Genomic DNA, 15,323 nt, shown 5'->3' on the forward strand with positions numbered 1-15,323 from the left:
GAATTGCCCTCTAAATCGCGATCTTGCCGCCGCCTTGCCTGGTAATGGCGACGACCGCCGGCCGCACCGGCATGTCCGGCTTGAAATCGGGCCAGCGCGTCGACGGATCCTCATAATAGGACGGGCGGCCGAACGCCTCCCAATCCTCGCCGCCGTCGCCTGGATGCTGGACGGCGACGAAGGCGGTCTGATCGTCGGGCGCAAACAGCGGCCCGCACATTTCAGCGCCGATCGGCACGCGGAAAAACAGTTTTGACGTCGCGCGCGCCGGCCCTTCGGTGTCGACCGCCCACAGGCCGTCGGTGCGGCCGGTGGCCTTCGGGCCCTGGCCGTCGGTGGCGACCCACAGGCGCCCGGCTGAATCGACCGCGCAATTGTCGGGCATGCCGAACCAGCCATTGGCCGTGGTGGCGGTGGAGAAGGTGGCGCCGACATCGGCAACCGCCGGATCGCCGCATTTCAGGAGCACTTCCCATTTGCCCCTGGTGCCGGCGAAATCGCCGCCATCTTCCGATATCTCGATGATGTGGCCGAAAGCGTTGTCGGCGCGCGGGTTGGCGGCGTCGACCTGGTCGGCTTTGCGCTTGGAATTGTTGGTCAGCATGACATAGACCTTGCCGTTGACACGATTGGGCTGGATGTCCTCGGGACGGTCCATCTTGGTGGCGCCGAGCAGGTCGGCGGCACGCCGCGTCTCGATCAACACGTCGGCCTGGCCGGCAAAGCCGTTCTCGGCCGTCAGCGGGCCCTGGCCGAAGACGATCGGCAGCCATTCCACCGTACCGTCCGCAGCGAATTTGGCGACATGCAGCGTGCCGTCGTCGAGCAGGTTCATGTTGGCGGCGCGGTCGTCCGGATCGAAACGGCCCGCGGTGACGAATTTGTAGACGTACTCGAAGCGCTCGTCGTCGCCGAGATAGAAGACGACGCGGCCATCCTTGGCGACGATCGATTCGGCGCCTTCATGCTTGAAGCGGCCCATTGCGGTGCGCTTCCTCGGCGTGGATGTCGGATCGTTGACGTCGACCTCGACGATCCAGCCGAAACGGTTGGGCTCGTTCGGCTCCTTGGCGAGGTCGAAACGATCGTAATGCGCGCCCCATTCATAGGCGCCTTCCGGAATGCCGAGGCGCTTGTAATTGGCGGCTTCCTTATGGCCTTCCGGCAGTTCACCGGAGAAATAGCCGTGGATGTTCTCCTCGGCCATGACATAGGTGCCCCAAGGCGTGACGCCGCCGGCGCAGTTGTTGAATGTGCCGATGACCTTGGTGCCGGATGGGTCGGCATTGGTCTTGACGCGGTCATGGCCGGCGACCGGGCCCGACAGCGCCATTTCGGTGTTGGAGGTGATGCGGCGGTTCAACTTGCCGTCGCGCACCACCTGCCACTTGCCGCCTTCCTTGCGGATCTCGACGATGGTGCCGCCATGTGCCGCCATCTCGACATCGACCTGCTCCTTCGAGAGCGGCGCGAGTTCGGCCGCCTTCTTGCCGTCCTTCTCGACGATCCTGACGATGCCCGGGAACATCAGATGCGGATTGGTGTATTCGTGGTTGACGACCAGCAGGCCGTGCTCGGCGGAGCCACCGATCCCGATATAGCCGACATAGTCATTGTTGTAGCCGAATTGTCTTGCCTGGGCCTCAGCCGACTGCCTGGCCGGGTCGAACTCCGGCGAATCGGCAAACAGCGGATCGCCCCAGCGCAACAGCACGTCGGCATCGTAGCCCGGCGCGACATGGTGCTTGTCGTCGATACCGGCTTCGAGTTCCTCGAACGAGAAGGCGGAGCCCTCGGCGGCACGCGCATCGTCGGCGGCCACGAGCGCCAGCGGGCTGACGGTGGCGGCGATGGCCGAGACGGCCAGCGAGCCCTTGAGGAAGGCGCGGCGGGAGAACCGCTCGGCAATGATTTCGCCCATGGTGCGGTTTTCGGTGGGGTTGGTCGCCGGACCGTCGTTTTCCTCAAGCAGGCTGGTGCGGAATCGGGCGTCGGGCGAGCGATGGTCGGTCATGGTCTGCCTCTGGCTGGATGGCTGGAGCGTGTCACGCGTTTCGACCCCTTATAGACGATCGGTCACACTTTCGTGACATTCGTGCACCCGCCAGCTTGACCGCGAACCTCGCGCCACATCCGGTTTGAAACTCGGACCAAGGTCCTAAACCGATCGGGGCGAAGGTCCGGATTGCCGCGGCATCGGTCGTGGGCCACTTACACGAACACGCCATGTCGCCGATGGTCGCGTACCTGCACGAGATGGCCTCTGAATTTTGCCGGTCCGATCAAGTGAGGGACTGATGCGCAGCTCGATCATGGCACATTGTTGCTGGCTGGCCCTGAGAGCAGTGCCGGCACTGGCGCTGACCATAGCCCCCTATCACCTCGATTTTCACGGTTCCGCCGCAGGCATTGTCGCGTCCAGCGCCCAAGCCAAGCCTGGCGGGAACAGCGGCAATGGCGGTGGTGGCGGTAACGGCAATGGCGGCAATGGCGGCAATGGAAATAACGGCGGCGGCAACAATGGCAACGCCGGAGGCAACAATGGCAACGCTGGCGGCAACGGGAACAATGGCGCCGGCAACAACGGCAAGGGGAAGGGTGCCAACAGCTCCGGCAAGCATGTGAACGCAACAACCGGCGATCGTGTCGAAATAGACGACAACAAGATCGTGGTGCAGCACCCTAACGGCTTCGGGGAAGAGATCGAGAAGGGTCGCTTCAAAATGACCGACGCTCTGGGCCGCACGATCGTCGAGCGCCCTGCGACGGCGGCGGATATAAGCCGCCTCAAGGGGTTGTAGAGCGGGCAATAGGCATCGCCCGCTTTACGTGTCACCTCCGCCGCCCCCCGGCGGAGGTGACCTTGTCGCTCCGGCCCCGTATAGGGGCCGTCTTTTTTGCCCTGGAGCGTTCCGCTGCTGCACCGCGCTTCAGGTTTTCATTTATGCGTGTCGTTATCCCAAACCGGGGATCCCTTGCGGCCGACCAGGATTAGCTGCCGGCCCGATCCCGCGCTTCGCGCATCAGCAGCGCCGCCTCGGTGCGATTGCGGACGTTGAGCTTGGACAGCACACCGGTCATGTGATGCTTGACCGTTTTTTCCTGCAGTGCCAGCCGCAGCGCCACTTCCTTGTTGCTCAGCCCTTCCGCCACCAGCTGCAGGATCTCGGCCTCGCGTCCGGTGAGCTGCCGCAGGCGATCCGTCCTGCCGTTGGCCGGCTGCAGCGATTGCAGGTCCGAAAGCAGGCGGGCCGACAGGGTCGGCGACACATAGGTCTCGCCGGCCGCTACACCATTCAGGATTTCGGCCAGCATGCGCGAGCCGACCCCCTTCAGCACATAGCCGCGCACACCGGCGTTCAGCGCCCGCGCCACGTCGGCATTGGCCTCCGAGACCGTCAGCATGACGATCTTCTGTCCGGGATTGGCACCCAGTATGCCGGCCACCGACGCAAGGCCGTCACCCGGCATGCTGATGTCGAGCAGCAGTATGTCGGGCTGCAAAGTCGAGGCGATGCGTTCGGCATCCTGCGCAGTGGCGCCCTGGGCCACCATTTCGAAGCCGCCGATCTCCGACAGGCTGCGGGTAACGCCTTCGCGAAACAGCGGGTGGTCGTCGACAATGGCGACACGGATGGTACCGATCATGGTTGATCCTCGACGGCTAGCGTAATCATCAATCGTGTTCCCTGTGGCCCGGTCGTGGTCTCGAACTGGCCACCAATGCTTTCGATACGTTCCCTGATGCCGGCGAGCCCCAGGCCCTCGGCTCGCCTCGGGTCGAATCCGGGCCCGCCATCCGACACTTCAACGAAGAACTTGCCGCCTGTCATCCCGGCCTTCACCTCCTGATCCTTGCCCTGCCCATGACGATAAGCGTTGTTCAGCCCCTCCTGGACGAAGCGATAGATGCTGATCTTCTCCGAAGCGCCCAGTTCGGGCAACTGCCTGGATAGGGTCAGCGCCACGGAACTGCGGGTCCTGCGTTGATGCTCGTCGACGGCAAGACGCAGAATGTCGCCGGTCGCGGCCGTTTCTATCTGCGGCAGGACGAGGCCGTTGCAGATGCCGCGGATTTCACGCATCGCGTCGTCCAGCGCCATGCGGATCATGGCGATCTCGGCGTTGCGGCTGTCGCTGGAGGCACCCTCACCGGAAATGGCGGGGCTGTCCACACGCAGCGCCGCCAGCGCGACGAGCTGAGCCGGCCCGTCATGAAGGTCGGCACCGATGCGACGCAGGTATCGTTCATTGAGCGCCGTGGCACGGCGCGACGCCTGCTGGACGCGCAGGCGCAGCGCCCGGTTTTGCGAGACCAGCGCCTGCAGCTCGGAGACCTGGCCCTGCAGAACGCCGCGCTGCTTGTCGATGGTGCGGCTGCCACGTATGACGATCCCCGACAACAGCAGCAGCGCCGTCAGCGTGGCGCCGGCCACGATCAGCCAGCTCGACAGCAAGGCGGAAGCCAGAGCCGCCTGGAAATCGTCGGCGATCTCGTAGAATTCGGTGACGGCGACCACCTCGCCCGACCAGGGTTCGCGGACTGGATTGTAGATTTCCAGCAGCGGCACGCCCGCGGCCCTCTCCTCCTTGTCGTCCTCGTCGCCTAGCTCGTTGAACTCGGCGACGACATTACCGGCGAAGGCGGCACGCAGGTTGGCGCTCGGGCCGAACTGCCGGCCGATCAAGGCCGTGTCCTTCGAATACAGCACCGTGCCGTCCCGACGCCACAACTTGAAGGAAAACAGCCGTTTGCCGAGCGCGCCTTGGCCGAGGGTCTCGTCAAGTGCCCGTTTGACGGCGTCATCGAGCTGATGGTTCGTGCGCAGATCGGGGAGCAGCGGAGCGATCACGCTGTCGACATAAAGGGCAGTCGTGGCCGCCGAATTGTGGAGCACGCTTTCGCGGATTTGCGCGGTGACCCAGAAGCCGACCACCAGCATCACCGCAAGCAGCCCGAAGCCGCCGGCAATGATGAACTGCAGCGCCAGCGTAAGCCCGTTCCAGCGCCGCGACAAGGTTTCGAGAAATCGCACGCCACGCTCCTCGCCCCCACCCGCAGGGGCAGGGTAGTGGCCGCGACTTTGGCGCTTCGGTCCTGCCGACACAAGAGCCTGGTCCCACGGCAGCTGCTTGACGTCCCGACGCGCTTGCGAAACAACGCACGGACGACCGGCATCAATATCGAGGGGCAGGGTGAGTTTTTCGGGGTTACTTCAGCTCGGTCTTTCGACCGTGATCTTTCTGCTGGCGGCGGCGGCCGCCAAGCAATGGGGGATGGCGCCCAGCCTGGGCAAGATCGTGCTGACGCTTGCGCTCTATTCGCTGGGCAACCTGATCATGCTGCGGCTGATTCGCGAGTTCGGCATGTCGGTGTCGTTCAGCCTGTCGGCCGTCATCCAGCTGGTATCGGTCAATCTGGTGGCGCTGATATTCTTCGGCGAGCGCATCAATACGCTCCAGGCGGCCGGCATCGTGCTGGCGATTGCCGCCGTGGCGCTGATCACGCTCGGGCCCTATGTGCAAGGGCGATGACCGGCAAACCATGGTTGCGAAACGAGGTTCGATGAAGACTGCGGCAAAGGCTCTGCTGAGCCGGGTCGAATTCCCGGTGCTGCTGGCCGGCCTTGTCGTCGCCGCCGGCCTGTGGGGCTTCGTGGAGTTGATGGAGGTGGCACGGGCCACCACGCCGCACGCCTTCGACGCTGAAATCATGCTTGCCTTCCGCCAGGCCGGCCAACCCGGTATCCCGATCGGCCCGCCATGGATGGAAGGGGCGATGCGCGACATCACCAGCCTCGGCAGCACCAGCGTGCTGGTGCTGATCACGGCGGCGACGATCATCTATCTGCTGTTGATCCGCAGGCCCGGGACCGCGCTTCTCATCTTCGTCGCCGTGGCGGGCGGCCAGATGCTGTCGAGCCTGCTGAAGCTCGGCGTCGACCGGCCGCGGCCCGAGCTCGTCTCGCATCTGGTCAACGAGACCTCGCTTTCCTTCCCGAGCGGCCACGCGATGCTTTCGGCGGTGACCTATCTCACATTGGGCTCGCTTGCGGCGCGCTTCCTGCAGGGCCGGACGACGAAGATCTATGTTCTGGCGCTCGCCGTGCTGACGACGGTGCTGGTCGGCATCAGCCGCATCTATCTCGGCGTCCACTGGCCGTCGGACGTGCTGGCCGGCTGGTGCGCGGGCTTTGCCTGGGCCATGCTGTGCTGGTTGGCGGCAAGGGTCCTGCAACGGCGCAGGGTGGTGCGTGACGACGTCTGACGACGCTCGACCGGGAAGCGGTCAGATCAGCCGGTTGATCAAGTGTCCGCAGCCCGTTAGCAGAAGGACCACCGATACCAGGCATGCCGATGTCGTCAATGTCTTGAAAATGGTCAACCACGTTATCCCCTGCCCCAGATGGAACACCATAGCTCTCAATGCTCGGGAAGTATCCGAAAAATGCTCGATAGCGATGATGATCAAGGCTCAAGCGTGCATCCTGATGCTTGAAACATCATAATGATCGTATTATACATCATATCCGCAGACTCAGACGGGGATCCCGGCCGATGATCACTGCCGCGCAGATGCGCGCCGCGAGGGCGCTGGCCGGCATCGATCAGAAGACGCTCGCCGAGCGCGCCGGCGTTTCGCTTCCCACCATCCAGCGCATGGAAGCGAGCGACGGCGTGGTCAGGGGTGTGGTCGATACGCTGATGAAGGTCATCCAGGCCCTCGACGAGGCCGGGGTGGAGCTGATCGGCGAGAATCAACCCAGTGAGCGCGGCGGCCGGGGCGTGCGCCTCAAGCCTGCTGTGCCGCCCAATCCGAAAGCTGAGCCGGCATAAGTCGCGACGGCGACCGCCGACAGTCCTGCCGACGATCCCGCCGCCTTTCAGGTGCGGAAGCAGTCCATGGACGAGATCGGGCAGACACTCAACGAAACCGCGCGCAAACCGACCCATGGGCCGGCAAAGCCGACTTTTTCCGAACTGTTCACACCGAAACTGGTGACGGTCTGGCGCGAAGGCTACAGGCTCGAACATCTCAGGGCCGATGCCATTGCCGGGCTGACCGTCGCCATCGTCGCCTTGCCGCTGTCGATGGCAATCGCCATCGCATCAGGGGTGACGCCGGAGCGCGGGCTCTACACATCGATCATCGGCGGCTTCATCATCTCGGCGTTCGGCGGCAGCCGTTTCCAGATCGGCGGCCCCGCGGGCGCCTTCATCGTGCTGGTGGCGGCGACGGTCGCGCGGGTCGGCGTGGACGGGCTGTTGCTGGCGACGATGATGGCCGGCATCTTCCTCATCGCCATCGGCTATCTGCGGCTCGGCACCTACATAAAGTTCATTCCCTATCCGGTGACGGTCGGCTTTACCGCCGGTATCGCCGTCATCATCTTCTCGGGCCAGATCGTCGAACTGTTCGGGCTGAAGCTCGCCGGCAAGGAGCCAGGCCCGCTGGTGCCGAAGCTGACGGCGATCGGCGAGGCGGCCGGCACGATCAATCTCGCGGCGACCTTCGTGGCGGTGCTGACAATCGCAACCATCGCTTTCCTGAAGCGCTGGCGGCCGAAATGGCCGGCGATGTTGATCGCCATCGGTCTGGCGTCGCTCGCGGTGGCGCTGTTTGCGCTGCCGGCCGAGACGATCGGCACGCGCTTTGGCGGGATCCCGCGCAGCCTGCAATGGCCGGCGCTTCCCCCCGTCAGCCTCGACAGGATGATCGACGTGCTGCCGGACGCCATCGCCTTCGCGTTGCTAGGCGCCATCGAATCCTTGCTGTCGGCCGTCGTCGCCGACGGCATGACCGGCCGCCGGCACCGTTCCAACTGCGAACTGGTGGCGCAAGGCTTCGCCAACATCGCCTCGGCCCTGTTCGGCGGCATCTGCACCACCGGCACCATTGCCCGTACCGCCACCAATGTGCGGGCCGGCGCGCACGGGCCGGTTTCGGGCATGATCCACTCCATGATCCTGCTCGTCCTGATGCTGGCGGCAGCGCCGCTCGCCAGCTACATCCCGCTCTCCGCCCTCGCCGGCGTGCTGGCGGTGGTGTGCTGGAACATGTTCGAGAAGCAGGCTTTCGCCACGCTGCTGCGCGCCTCGCGCGGCGATGCGCTGGTGCTGATGGCCACCTTCCTGATCGTGGTCTTCCGCGACTTGACCGAAGGCATCGTTGTCGGCTTCGCGCTGGGCTCGATCCTGTTCATCGACCGCATGGCGAAATCCATCGCCGTCGAGGCCGACCAGACGCTGGTGCCTGAGGACGTCGCCGACCGCGAGAGCGTCTATGATTCCAGGGACGCGACCGACGCCGACACCGTCGTCTACCGCATCACCGGCGCATTCTTCTTCGGCGCCGCTTCGACCGTCGGCGCGGTGCTCGACCGCATCGCCGACCAGCGCAAGAACTTCATCCTCGACTGCTCGGCGGTGCCGTTCTTCGATTCGACCGCGGCCAATGTCATTGAGGGTGCGGCGCACAAGGCCAGGCGCGCCGGCGTGCGCTTTGTCATATCTGGCGCTTCGCCGCAGACAAGACGCACGCTGATCAACCACGGCCTCAAGCGCCCGCTGGTGACCTACGCCGCCTCGATCCGGGCAGCGCAGGCGCAGTTGGAGGGGAAGAGGGCAGCGCAGTAGCTTGCATTCTGCTTTCTTCCAACGCGCCGGGAAGCACCTCTCATGGATTGAGCGATCGTGAACCGCTGACAAACGGACTTCCCCGGACGTAAAATCGCAGCAGGCGGTCGGCATCCTTCGAAATGCCGATCCGAACGCTCTGCCCGATTTCGCCGGGGTCGCGGCCATCGCTTGCAAGCCATAGAGGGCCTTCCCGGCAAAGATCGAGCCCGTCGAGCGAACGGTCGATCCGCAACGCCATGGCGAGCCTTCCCGGTCCTCGCGCCAGGTCACGCAGGCGCTCGATGCCGCGATTGAGCCGCATGATCGAAATGCCGTCGAGCGGCTCGAGTGCCCTGATCAGGACGCCGGTTCCGATGCCGGGCATCTCGCTCGAGACATTCAGCATGTATGAGATGCCGTAGGCGAGATAGACATAGGCATGCCCGCACTCGAGGAACAGCGAGCGATTGCGCGGGGTCATTCCCCTGAAGCCGTGCCCGGCAGCATCGCCGGCGACATACGCCTCGGTCTCGACGATGCGGCCGCTGGCAATGCCTTCGGGCAATTCCCGGACCACGATCTTGCCGATGAGATAGCGCGCGAGAGCGGCCGTATCGTGCGGCAGTTCCGAGCGGGCGAGCGGGCGGCGGACGACCATCCTCATGGCGGCTGGTTTTAGATCCGCCCGGCCCATGTGGCAAAGACTCTCGTGAGTCCGCTCGGGATATCTGGCTTCTCAATCGAGCTTCAGCGCCGCGACTTCGCCCTCGTTCATCAGGGGGGCATAGAGGATCGACTTGCCGTCGGTGCGGATGCCGGTGCGCGAATGGAGGGCCAGCCCCTGCCCGCGAGCCATCCAAGGCGAATGACCGCATGACCGGCGATTAATGCCCTCGCGTCACCTCGCCGCCAATTCCTCCGCGGGCGGAGCGCCGGCAAGATCGTCGCGCGCCTTGCGGGCCAGCTTCTTCGTCGAGCGCCTGGGACTGTCGCCGAACAGTTCGGCCGCCTCGGCAAGGCAGGATTTCCTCAGGCTCTTTTCGGAATGCTTCAGGAGTTTGCCAAGGAGTTTCGTATCCCCGGGCGGTCCAAGCGGCTCGCCGCCGGCCTCCAGCATCGCCCGCATGACGAAGACGTCGTGCAGTTCGCCGAGTTGCTCTGCGAGCTTGTCGACCGCCTTGCGACGAGCCTTGATTGGCGTCGGCCACAGGCGGCCGAGCAGCGACAGATGCATGCTGTGGGTCTTGGCCGCCTTGCGCAGGTCGTGGAAATCCTCGGCCCCGCCGCTCGAGGCCGCCTTGTCCAGTGCTTTGCGCGCGCGCCGCAATGTGGCGCGGGCGCCCTCGGCCAGAATGTCGGCGGCCCGCTCCGGCTGGTCCGGCAAGGACAGGCTGTCGACGCGTTCGAGGCCCTCCTGGCAGGCGGCGATGGCAGCTTTTATGGCCGCATCGAGACCGGCGCCGGCATGAAGCGCGTGCTGGCGCATCACCAGGCGATCGCGGGCGGGGCCGAGGCCGTGACCGGCGCTTTGCCCCGGAAAGGCGTCGGCCAGGCGGTCGATCGTCTCGATCAAGGCGGTCGCCTCGCGCGGTCCGGCGAGCAGTGCCGAGACCTGCTTGTAGCACTCGTTCTCCGTACGGCAGAATGTTTCGTCACCGGAACGAACGAGCTGTAACAAGGCGCGCACGCTCTTCAGTCGTTTGCGGGATTTGTGCAGTCCCTGCTCCGGCTTGTGACGCGCCGTGTCGAGATGAGCAAGCGCCTTGCCGATTTCCTCGGCCAGGATACGCCTGACCTCGCCGGTCAGCGGCAGGCGCGGATCAATGCGAAAGCTCATGCGGCGATCTCCGGAATCCCCCCGAGGGCGAGCGACGCGTTGTAGAACTTCTGTTCGCCAGTCACTTCGCGGCCGAGCCAGTCTGGCAGCAGTTCATCCGGAACATCGTCCGGCGTCTCGAGTTCGGCCATCACAAGCCCCGCCAGCGCGCCGCCGAAGACATCGACTTCGTAGAGATAGCCGCCATGCCTAACATGATGACGTGTCTTCTCGATGACACGCCCGATGGCGAAGCCGAGCATCTCCACGGCGTCGGCCAGCGGAATGGGATATTCGAATTCGTCGCGCTCGCGCGCCTTGCTGCCGAATTTGAGCGTCAGCCTGGCCGAGGCGCCGTCACTGATGCGCACGCGCACCGTGCGTCCCGGCGCAGCGGCGAGATAGAACTGGAGAATGCGGATGTCCGCCTCGACCAGATCCCGCCATGCCGTGCCGGAGACCAGGAACTTGCGCTCGACTTCCTTGCCCATGGCCGCGCACTAAAGCCCGCGCGGGCCGGCATGGCAAGCCATGTCCGGGATCGGATTTGACTTTAATCAATCGATTGATTAAAGTGTGCCGCATGATCAAGCCGCCCGAAGCCCGAACTCCTCGCCGCGAGCCGCCCGCCGCGGAGATGACACGTGAAGCCCTGGTCCGCGCGGCGCTCAAGCTGTTCGGACGACAAGGCTTCGACGGCACCTCCACGCGCGAGATCGCGGCGGAAGCCAAGGCCAATATCGGTTCCATCGCCTATCACTTCGGCAGCAAGGAGGGGCTGCGCCTCGCCGCCGCCGACCATATCGTGGACACCATACAATCGGTCGCCGGCCAGGCACTCGGCGAGACGCGGGCGCCGGCAATCGCGAACCCCGAGACGGCGCGGGCACAGCTGTTCGCGGCGCTGGAGCGGATGGTGGCATTCGTCGTGGCCCAGCCGCAAGCCGGTGAGATCGTGCAGTTCGTGCTGCGCGAGCTCTCGCATCCGACCGCGGCGCTCGACCGCATCTATGACGGCGTGTTCGAGCCGACGCATCGGCGCCTGTGCCTGCTCTGGGAACAGGCGACCGGCGAGGCGGCCGAGAGCGAGGCGACCCGGCTCACCGTGTTCACGCTGATCGGACAGGTCATCTATTTCCGCATCGGCCGCGAGGCGGTCATGCGCCGCATGGGCTGGCGCGAGATCGGCGCCGCCGAGGCCGCCAAGGTGGCGGCCGTCACATCGGACAACCTCAGCGCCATACTGGCCGCCCGGAAGGGATCGAGACGATGAGCTTTCTTTGTTCGCTGCCGCTTGCCGCTCAACTCTTCGGCGCCTGCGCACCGGCTTCTCCGCTGGCCGTCGGCTATGTCGAAGGCGACTATGTGCTGCTGGCGCCGATCGAGGTGGCGCAGGTCGAGACCGTCGCGGTCAAGCGCGGCGATCGCGTCACATCGGGCACCACGATCGTGACGCTGGAAAACGCCGACGCGAAAATCGCGGTCGCACAGGCCACGGCAAGTCTCGCCCAGGCGCGGGCGCAGCTTGCCGATCTGCAGGTGGGCAAGCGGCCGGAAGAAATCGCCGCCCTCAAGGCCCAGGTCGACATGGCCAAGGCGCAGGCTGACGATGCCAGACGCAAATACGACCGCGCTGCCGACCTCTTCAAGCGCGGCACCGGCACGCAGGCCGACTACGACACCGCCTCGGCCACGCTGGAGACGGCCAACGCGCAGGTCGGACAGGCGCAGGCCAATCTCGCCGCCGGCGGCCTGCCGGCGCGTCCCGAGACGATCAAGGCCGCCGAAAGTCAGGTCAAGCAGGCACAGGCCGCGCTCGACCAAGCGGCGTGGCGGCTATCCAAGCGCACCCTGGCGGCCCCTTCTCCGGGCCGCGTCAGCGACGTCATTCGCAATCCGGGCGACACGGCAGGGCCGACCGCGCCCGTCATCTCCGTGCTGCCCGACGGCGCGGTGAAGCTCAGCGTCTATATACCCGAAGCCGCCTTCTCCTCGGTCAAGGTCGGCACTTTGCTCCGCGTCCATTGCGACGGTTGCGGCCCGGATGTGAAGGCGCGCGTCAGCTATGTCTCGCCCGATCCGGAATTCACTCCGCCGGTGATCTATTCGCTGGAGAACCGGCAGAAGCTGGTCTACCTCGTCGAGGCGCGGCCGGAGGGCGGCGCCGGCGCCTTGCAGCCGGGCCAGATCGTCGACGTCGAGCTGGCGGTTTCAGGAAAATGAACGTCATCGACGTGCACGGCCTGGTCAAGCGCTTCGGCGACAAAACCGTCGTCGACCATGTCACGATGACGGTGGCGGAAGGCGAGATCGTCGGCTTCCTCGGCCCCAACGGCTCGGGCAAGACCACCACCATCCGCATCATGTGCGGGCTGCTGACCCCGGACGAGGGCGAAGGCACAGTGCTGGGTTTCGACATCCTCACCGACAGCCTGCGCATCAAGCGCGAGGTCGGCTACATGACGCAGAAATTCTCGTTCTACGAGGATCTGACGATCGGCGAGAACCTGGAATTCGTGGCGCGGCTCTACCGGCTGAAGCCGGTCGAGGAGCATGTCGCCAGGACCCTGGAGGACCTCGGCCTGACGACACGCCGCAACCAGCTCGCCGGGACGCTGTCGGGCGGCTGGAAGCAGCGGCTGGCGCTGGCCGCTTGCATCATGCACAAGCCCAAGCTGCTTCTGCTCGACGAGCCGACGGCCGGCGTCGACCCCAAGGCGCGGCGCGAGTTCTGGGACGAGATCCACCGGCTGGCGAGCGGCGGGCTGACCGTGCTGGTCTCCACCCACTACATGGACGAGGCCGAGCGTTGCCACCGCATCAGCTATATCTCCTACGGCAAGATGCTGGCGACGGGCACCGTCGCCGAGGTGGTCAGGAATGCCGGCCTGACCACTTTCGTCCTGCAGGGCCCGCGCCTCGACCAGGTGGCGCAAGCGCTCGAAGGCCGGCCGGGCGTCGACCAGGTGGCGCCGTTCGGCGCGACGCTGCATGTCGTGGGAGCCGACAGGAAGAAGCTGGAGACGGCGCTGGCCGATGTCGAGAAGGAGCACAAGGGCGTGACGGTGGCGCCGGGCGAAACCAGCCTCGAGGACGTCTTCATCCAGTTCATGTCCGGCTCGAAGGACAACATGGCATGAACGCGGTCTTCTCCTTCGCCCGGCTCGGCGCGCTGCTGATCAAGGAGTTCATCCAGATGCGCCGCGACCGCATCACCTTCGCCATGATGCTGGGCGTGCCGCTGATACAGCTGGTGCTGTTCGGCTACGCCATCAACAACGACCCGAAGAGCCTGCCGGCGGCACTCGTGGCGACGAGCAGCGATCCCTATACGCGCGCCATGATCTCGGCACTGCAGACCACCGGCTACTACCGTTTCGACCATGTGGCGCAAAGTGCCGAGGAGGCCGAATTCCTGATGGCGCGCGGTGACGTCGCCTTCGTCGTCACCATTCCGGCCGATTTCGCGCGGCGGGTGGAGCGCGGCGACAATCCGCAGATCCTGATCGAGGCCGACGCCACCGACCCGGCGGTTGCCAGCGGCGCCATCTCGACGCTCAGCACCGTCGCCGGCCAGGCGCTGCTTCGAGCGCAAGGCATGCAGGAGGCCGCCGCCGAGGCAGCCCGGGGCCAGCTCGATGTGGTCGTGCACCGGCGCTACAATCCGGAGGGCATCTCGCAATACAACATCGTCCCCGGCCTGCTCGGCGTCATCCTGCAGATGACGATGGTGATGATGACCTCGATCGCGCTGACGCGCGAGACAGAGCGCGGCACGATGGAGAACCTGCTCGCCATGCCGTCCAGCCCGCTCGAGATCATGCTGGGCAAGGTGCTGCCCTATCTGGCGGTCGGCGCGGTTCAGGTCGTGGTGGTGCTGGCGGCGTCGAAGCTTCTGTTCGCCATCCCCTTTACGGGGTCGATGACGCTGCTCTTGTCGGCGGTGCTGGTGTTCGTGCTGTCCCTGGTGCTGCTCGGCTACACGATCTCGACCGTTGCGCGGACGCAGATGCAGGCCTTGCAGCTCACCTTCTTCTTCTTCCTGCCGTCGATCATGCTTTCGGGTTTCATGTTTCCCTATCGCGGCATGCCGGGCTGGGCGCAGATCTTTGGCGAGATCTTTCCCCTGACGCATTTCCTGCGCATTACCCGTGCCGTCATGCTGAAGGGCGCGCAGCTGCCGGCGGTGGCCGTGGAGATCGGCTGGCTGGTGGTGTTCGTGGCGCTGTTTGCCGGCGTCGCCCTGGTCCGCTTCCGCCGCACGCTGGACTGAAAACAGCCGCTGGGGCGGTCCAGGGTTCCATCGAGCCCTGGACCCTCCCGTTGGAACCATGCTTCTGCCCCGGCGTTGTCGATCAGCCTCGCCGCTGCCACTTGCGGGCCAAGACGGCCCCCTCAGTGCAAGCGAAGCCCTTGGCATCTCGAGTCCGGCCGGATCATCTGGCGGGATGCGGAATGCCATCAAAACAACGGGATAGAGCGCAGACTTGCAAGTGTATTGCGCTCTATCGACCAGCAATGGAGGCAATGATGAGACTGTATCTTTCCGCCACCGCGGCCGGGCTTCTGCTAGCCGCCGGCATCGGTGCCGCCGCTGCTCAGGACGTGATCATCGAGCCGCAGCAGGAGACCGTTATCCGCGAATATGTGCACAAGAAGCCGATCGCCTCGGTCGACCTGCTGGGCGTCCAGCTGGCCATCGGCTCGACCTTGCCGGACACTGTTGAGCTGCATGCGATCGATGTTCCTGATGTGCAGTACCGCTATGTCGTCGTCAACGGTCAGACCGTCCTCGTCGATCCCGGAACCCGTCGCATCGTGAAAGTCATCGACTGACGGCACCGTCATCAGCTGACGGGCACTGGGCAATTCCAGGAAAAGTGCGCAG

16 protein-coding genes are annotated in these 15,323 nt (G+C 65.2%); 10 read left to right on the top strand and 6 right to left on the bottom strand.

The window, feature by feature from the left end:
* Positions 1-10 precede the first annotated feature (10 nt).
* A complete protein-coding gene (locus FJ972_RS03400) occupies positions 11-2,014 on the bottom strand; it encodes a PhoX family protein (protein WP_140524393.1) in 2,004 nt (667 codons plus the stop codon).
* Positions 2,015-2,345: 331 nt separating this feature from the next.
* On the opposite strand from FJ972_RS03400, the gene FJ972_RS03405 reads away from it, so the two are divergent.
* Positions 2,346-2,801, top strand: coding sequence for a hypothetical protein (locus FJ972_RS03405; protein ID WP_318013613.1), 456 nt, complete (start codon positions 2,346-2,348; stop codon positions 2,799-2,801).
* 190 nt (positions 2,802-2,991) lie between these two features.
* Here the strand turns inward: FJ972_RS03405 and FJ972_RS03410 are convergent, their stop codons facing one another.
* On the bottom strand, positions 2,992-3,648 hold the full coding sequence (locus FJ972_RS03410) for a response regulator (protein WP_140524397.1): 657 nt from the start codon (positions 3,646-3,648) through the stop codon (positions 2,992-2,994).
* The gene (locus FJ972_RS03415) at positions 3,645-5,036 is read right to left on the bottom strand and encodes a sensor histidine kinase (RefSeq protein WP_140491753.1); all 1,392 of its coding nucleotides are present in this window, start codon (positions 5,034-5,036) and stop codon (positions 3,645-3,647) included. The genes FJ972_RS03410 and FJ972_RS03415 overlap by 4 nt, the downstream gene beginning before the upstream one ends.
* 160 nt (positions 5,037-5,196) lie before the next feature.
* Between FJ972_RS03415 and FJ972_RS03420 the strand changes: the two genes are divergently transcribed.
* The 4 genes from FJ972_RS03420 (at position 5,197) to FJ972_RS03435 (ending at position 8,637) form a co-directional block, all read left to right on the top strand.
* Positions 5,197-5,535, top strand: a complete 339-nt coding sequence (locus FJ972_RS03420; protein WP_140493450.1) for a hypothetical protein — start codon at positions 5,197-5,199, stop codon at positions 5,533-5,535.
* Positions 5,536-5,566: 31 nt separating this feature from the next.
* A complete protein-coding gene (locus FJ972_RS03425; protein WP_140514147.1) occupies positions 5,567-6,268 on the top strand; it encodes a phosphatase PAP2 family protein in 702 nt (233 codons plus the stop codon).
* A 290-nt stretch (positions 6,269-6,558) separates the two neighbouring features.
* Positions 6,559-6,837: a helix-turn-helix domain-containing protein gene (locus FJ972_RS03430; RefSeq protein WP_140491757.1), complete on the top strand. Its 279-nt coding sequence runs from the start codon at positions 6,559-6,561 to the stop codon at positions 6,835-6,837.
* A 66-nt stretch (positions 6,838-6,903) separates the two neighbouring features.
* On the top strand, positions 6,904-8,637 hold the full coding sequence (locus FJ972_RS03435; protein WP_140524399.1) for a SulP family inorganic anion transporter: 1,734 nt from the start codon (positions 6,904-6,906) through the stop codon (positions 8,635-8,637).
* 40 nt (positions 8,638-8,677) lie between these two features.
* On the opposite strand, the gene FJ972_RS03440 is transcribed toward FJ972_RS03435, so the two are convergent.
* The 3 genes from FJ972_RS03440 to FJ972_RS03450 form a co-directional block, all read right to left on the bottom strand.
* The gene (locus tag FJ972_RS03440; protein ID WP_411961458.1) at positions 8,678-9,283 is read right to left on the bottom strand and encodes a DNA-3-methyladenine glycosylase; all 606 of its coding nucleotides are present in this window, start codon (positions 9,281-9,283) and stop codon (positions 8,678-8,680) included.
* Positions 9,284-9,517: 234 nt separating this feature from the next.
* On the bottom strand, positions 9,518-10,456 hold the full coding sequence (locus FJ972_RS03445; RefSeq protein ID WP_140524401.1) for a CHAD domain-containing protein: 939 nt from the start codon (positions 10,454-10,456) through the stop codon (positions 9,518-9,520).
* Positions 10,453-10,926 (bottom strand): CYTH domain-containing protein, encoded by a 474-nt coding sequence (locus tag FJ972_RS03450; protein ID WP_140524403.1) that lies wholly within the window; start codon positions 10,924-10,926, stop codon positions 10,453-10,455. The genes FJ972_RS03445 and FJ972_RS03450 overlap by 4 nt, the downstream gene beginning before the upstream one ends.
* 92 nt (positions 10,927-11,018) lie before the next feature.
* On the opposite strand from FJ972_RS03450, the gene FJ972_RS03455 reads away from it, so the two are divergent.
* The 5 genes from FJ972_RS03455 (at position 11,019) to FJ972_RS03475 (ending at position 15,271) form a co-directional block, all read left to right on the top strand.
* A complete protein-coding gene (locus FJ972_RS03455; RefSeq protein ID WP_140491765.1) occupies positions 11,019-11,708 on the top strand; it encodes a CerR family C-terminal domain-containing protein in 690 nt (229 codons plus the stop codon).
* Positions 11,705-12,658 carry an HlyD family secretion protein gene (locus FJ972_RS03460; protein WP_140524405.1) on the top strand — a complete coding sequence of 318 codons (954 nt, stop codon included), beginning with the start codon at positions 11,705-11,707 and terminating at the stop codon, positions 12,656-12,658. Before FJ972_RS03455 ends, FJ972_RS03460 begins: the two co-directional genes overlap by 4 nt.
* Positions 12,655-13,575, top strand: a complete 921-nt coding sequence (locus FJ972_RS03465) for an ABC transporter ATP-binding protein (protein WP_140524406.1) — start codon at positions 12,655-12,657, stop codon at positions 13,573-13,575. The genes FJ972_RS03460 and FJ972_RS03465 overlap by 4 nt, the downstream gene beginning before the upstream one ends.
* Positions 13,572-14,708, top strand: a complete 1,137-nt coding sequence (locus FJ972_RS03470) for an ABC transporter permease (protein WP_140524408.1) — start codon at positions 13,572-13,574, stop codon at positions 14,706-14,708. The genes FJ972_RS03465 and FJ972_RS03470 overlap by 4 nt, the downstream gene beginning before the upstream one ends.
* 257 nt (positions 14,709-14,965) lie before the next feature.
* Positions 14,966-15,271, top strand: coding sequence for a DUF1236 domain-containing protein (locus FJ972_RS03475; protein ID WP_140491773.1), 306 nt, complete (start codon positions 14,966-14,968; stop codon positions 15,269-15,271).
* Positions 15,272-15,323: the final 52 nt, after the last annotated feature.

The organism is Mesorhizobium sp. B2-1-1 (assembly GCF_006442975.2).
In the GTDB taxonomy this organism is placed as follows: Bacteria; Pseudomonadota; Alphaproteobacteria; order Rhizobiales; family Rhizobiaceae; genus Mesorhizobium.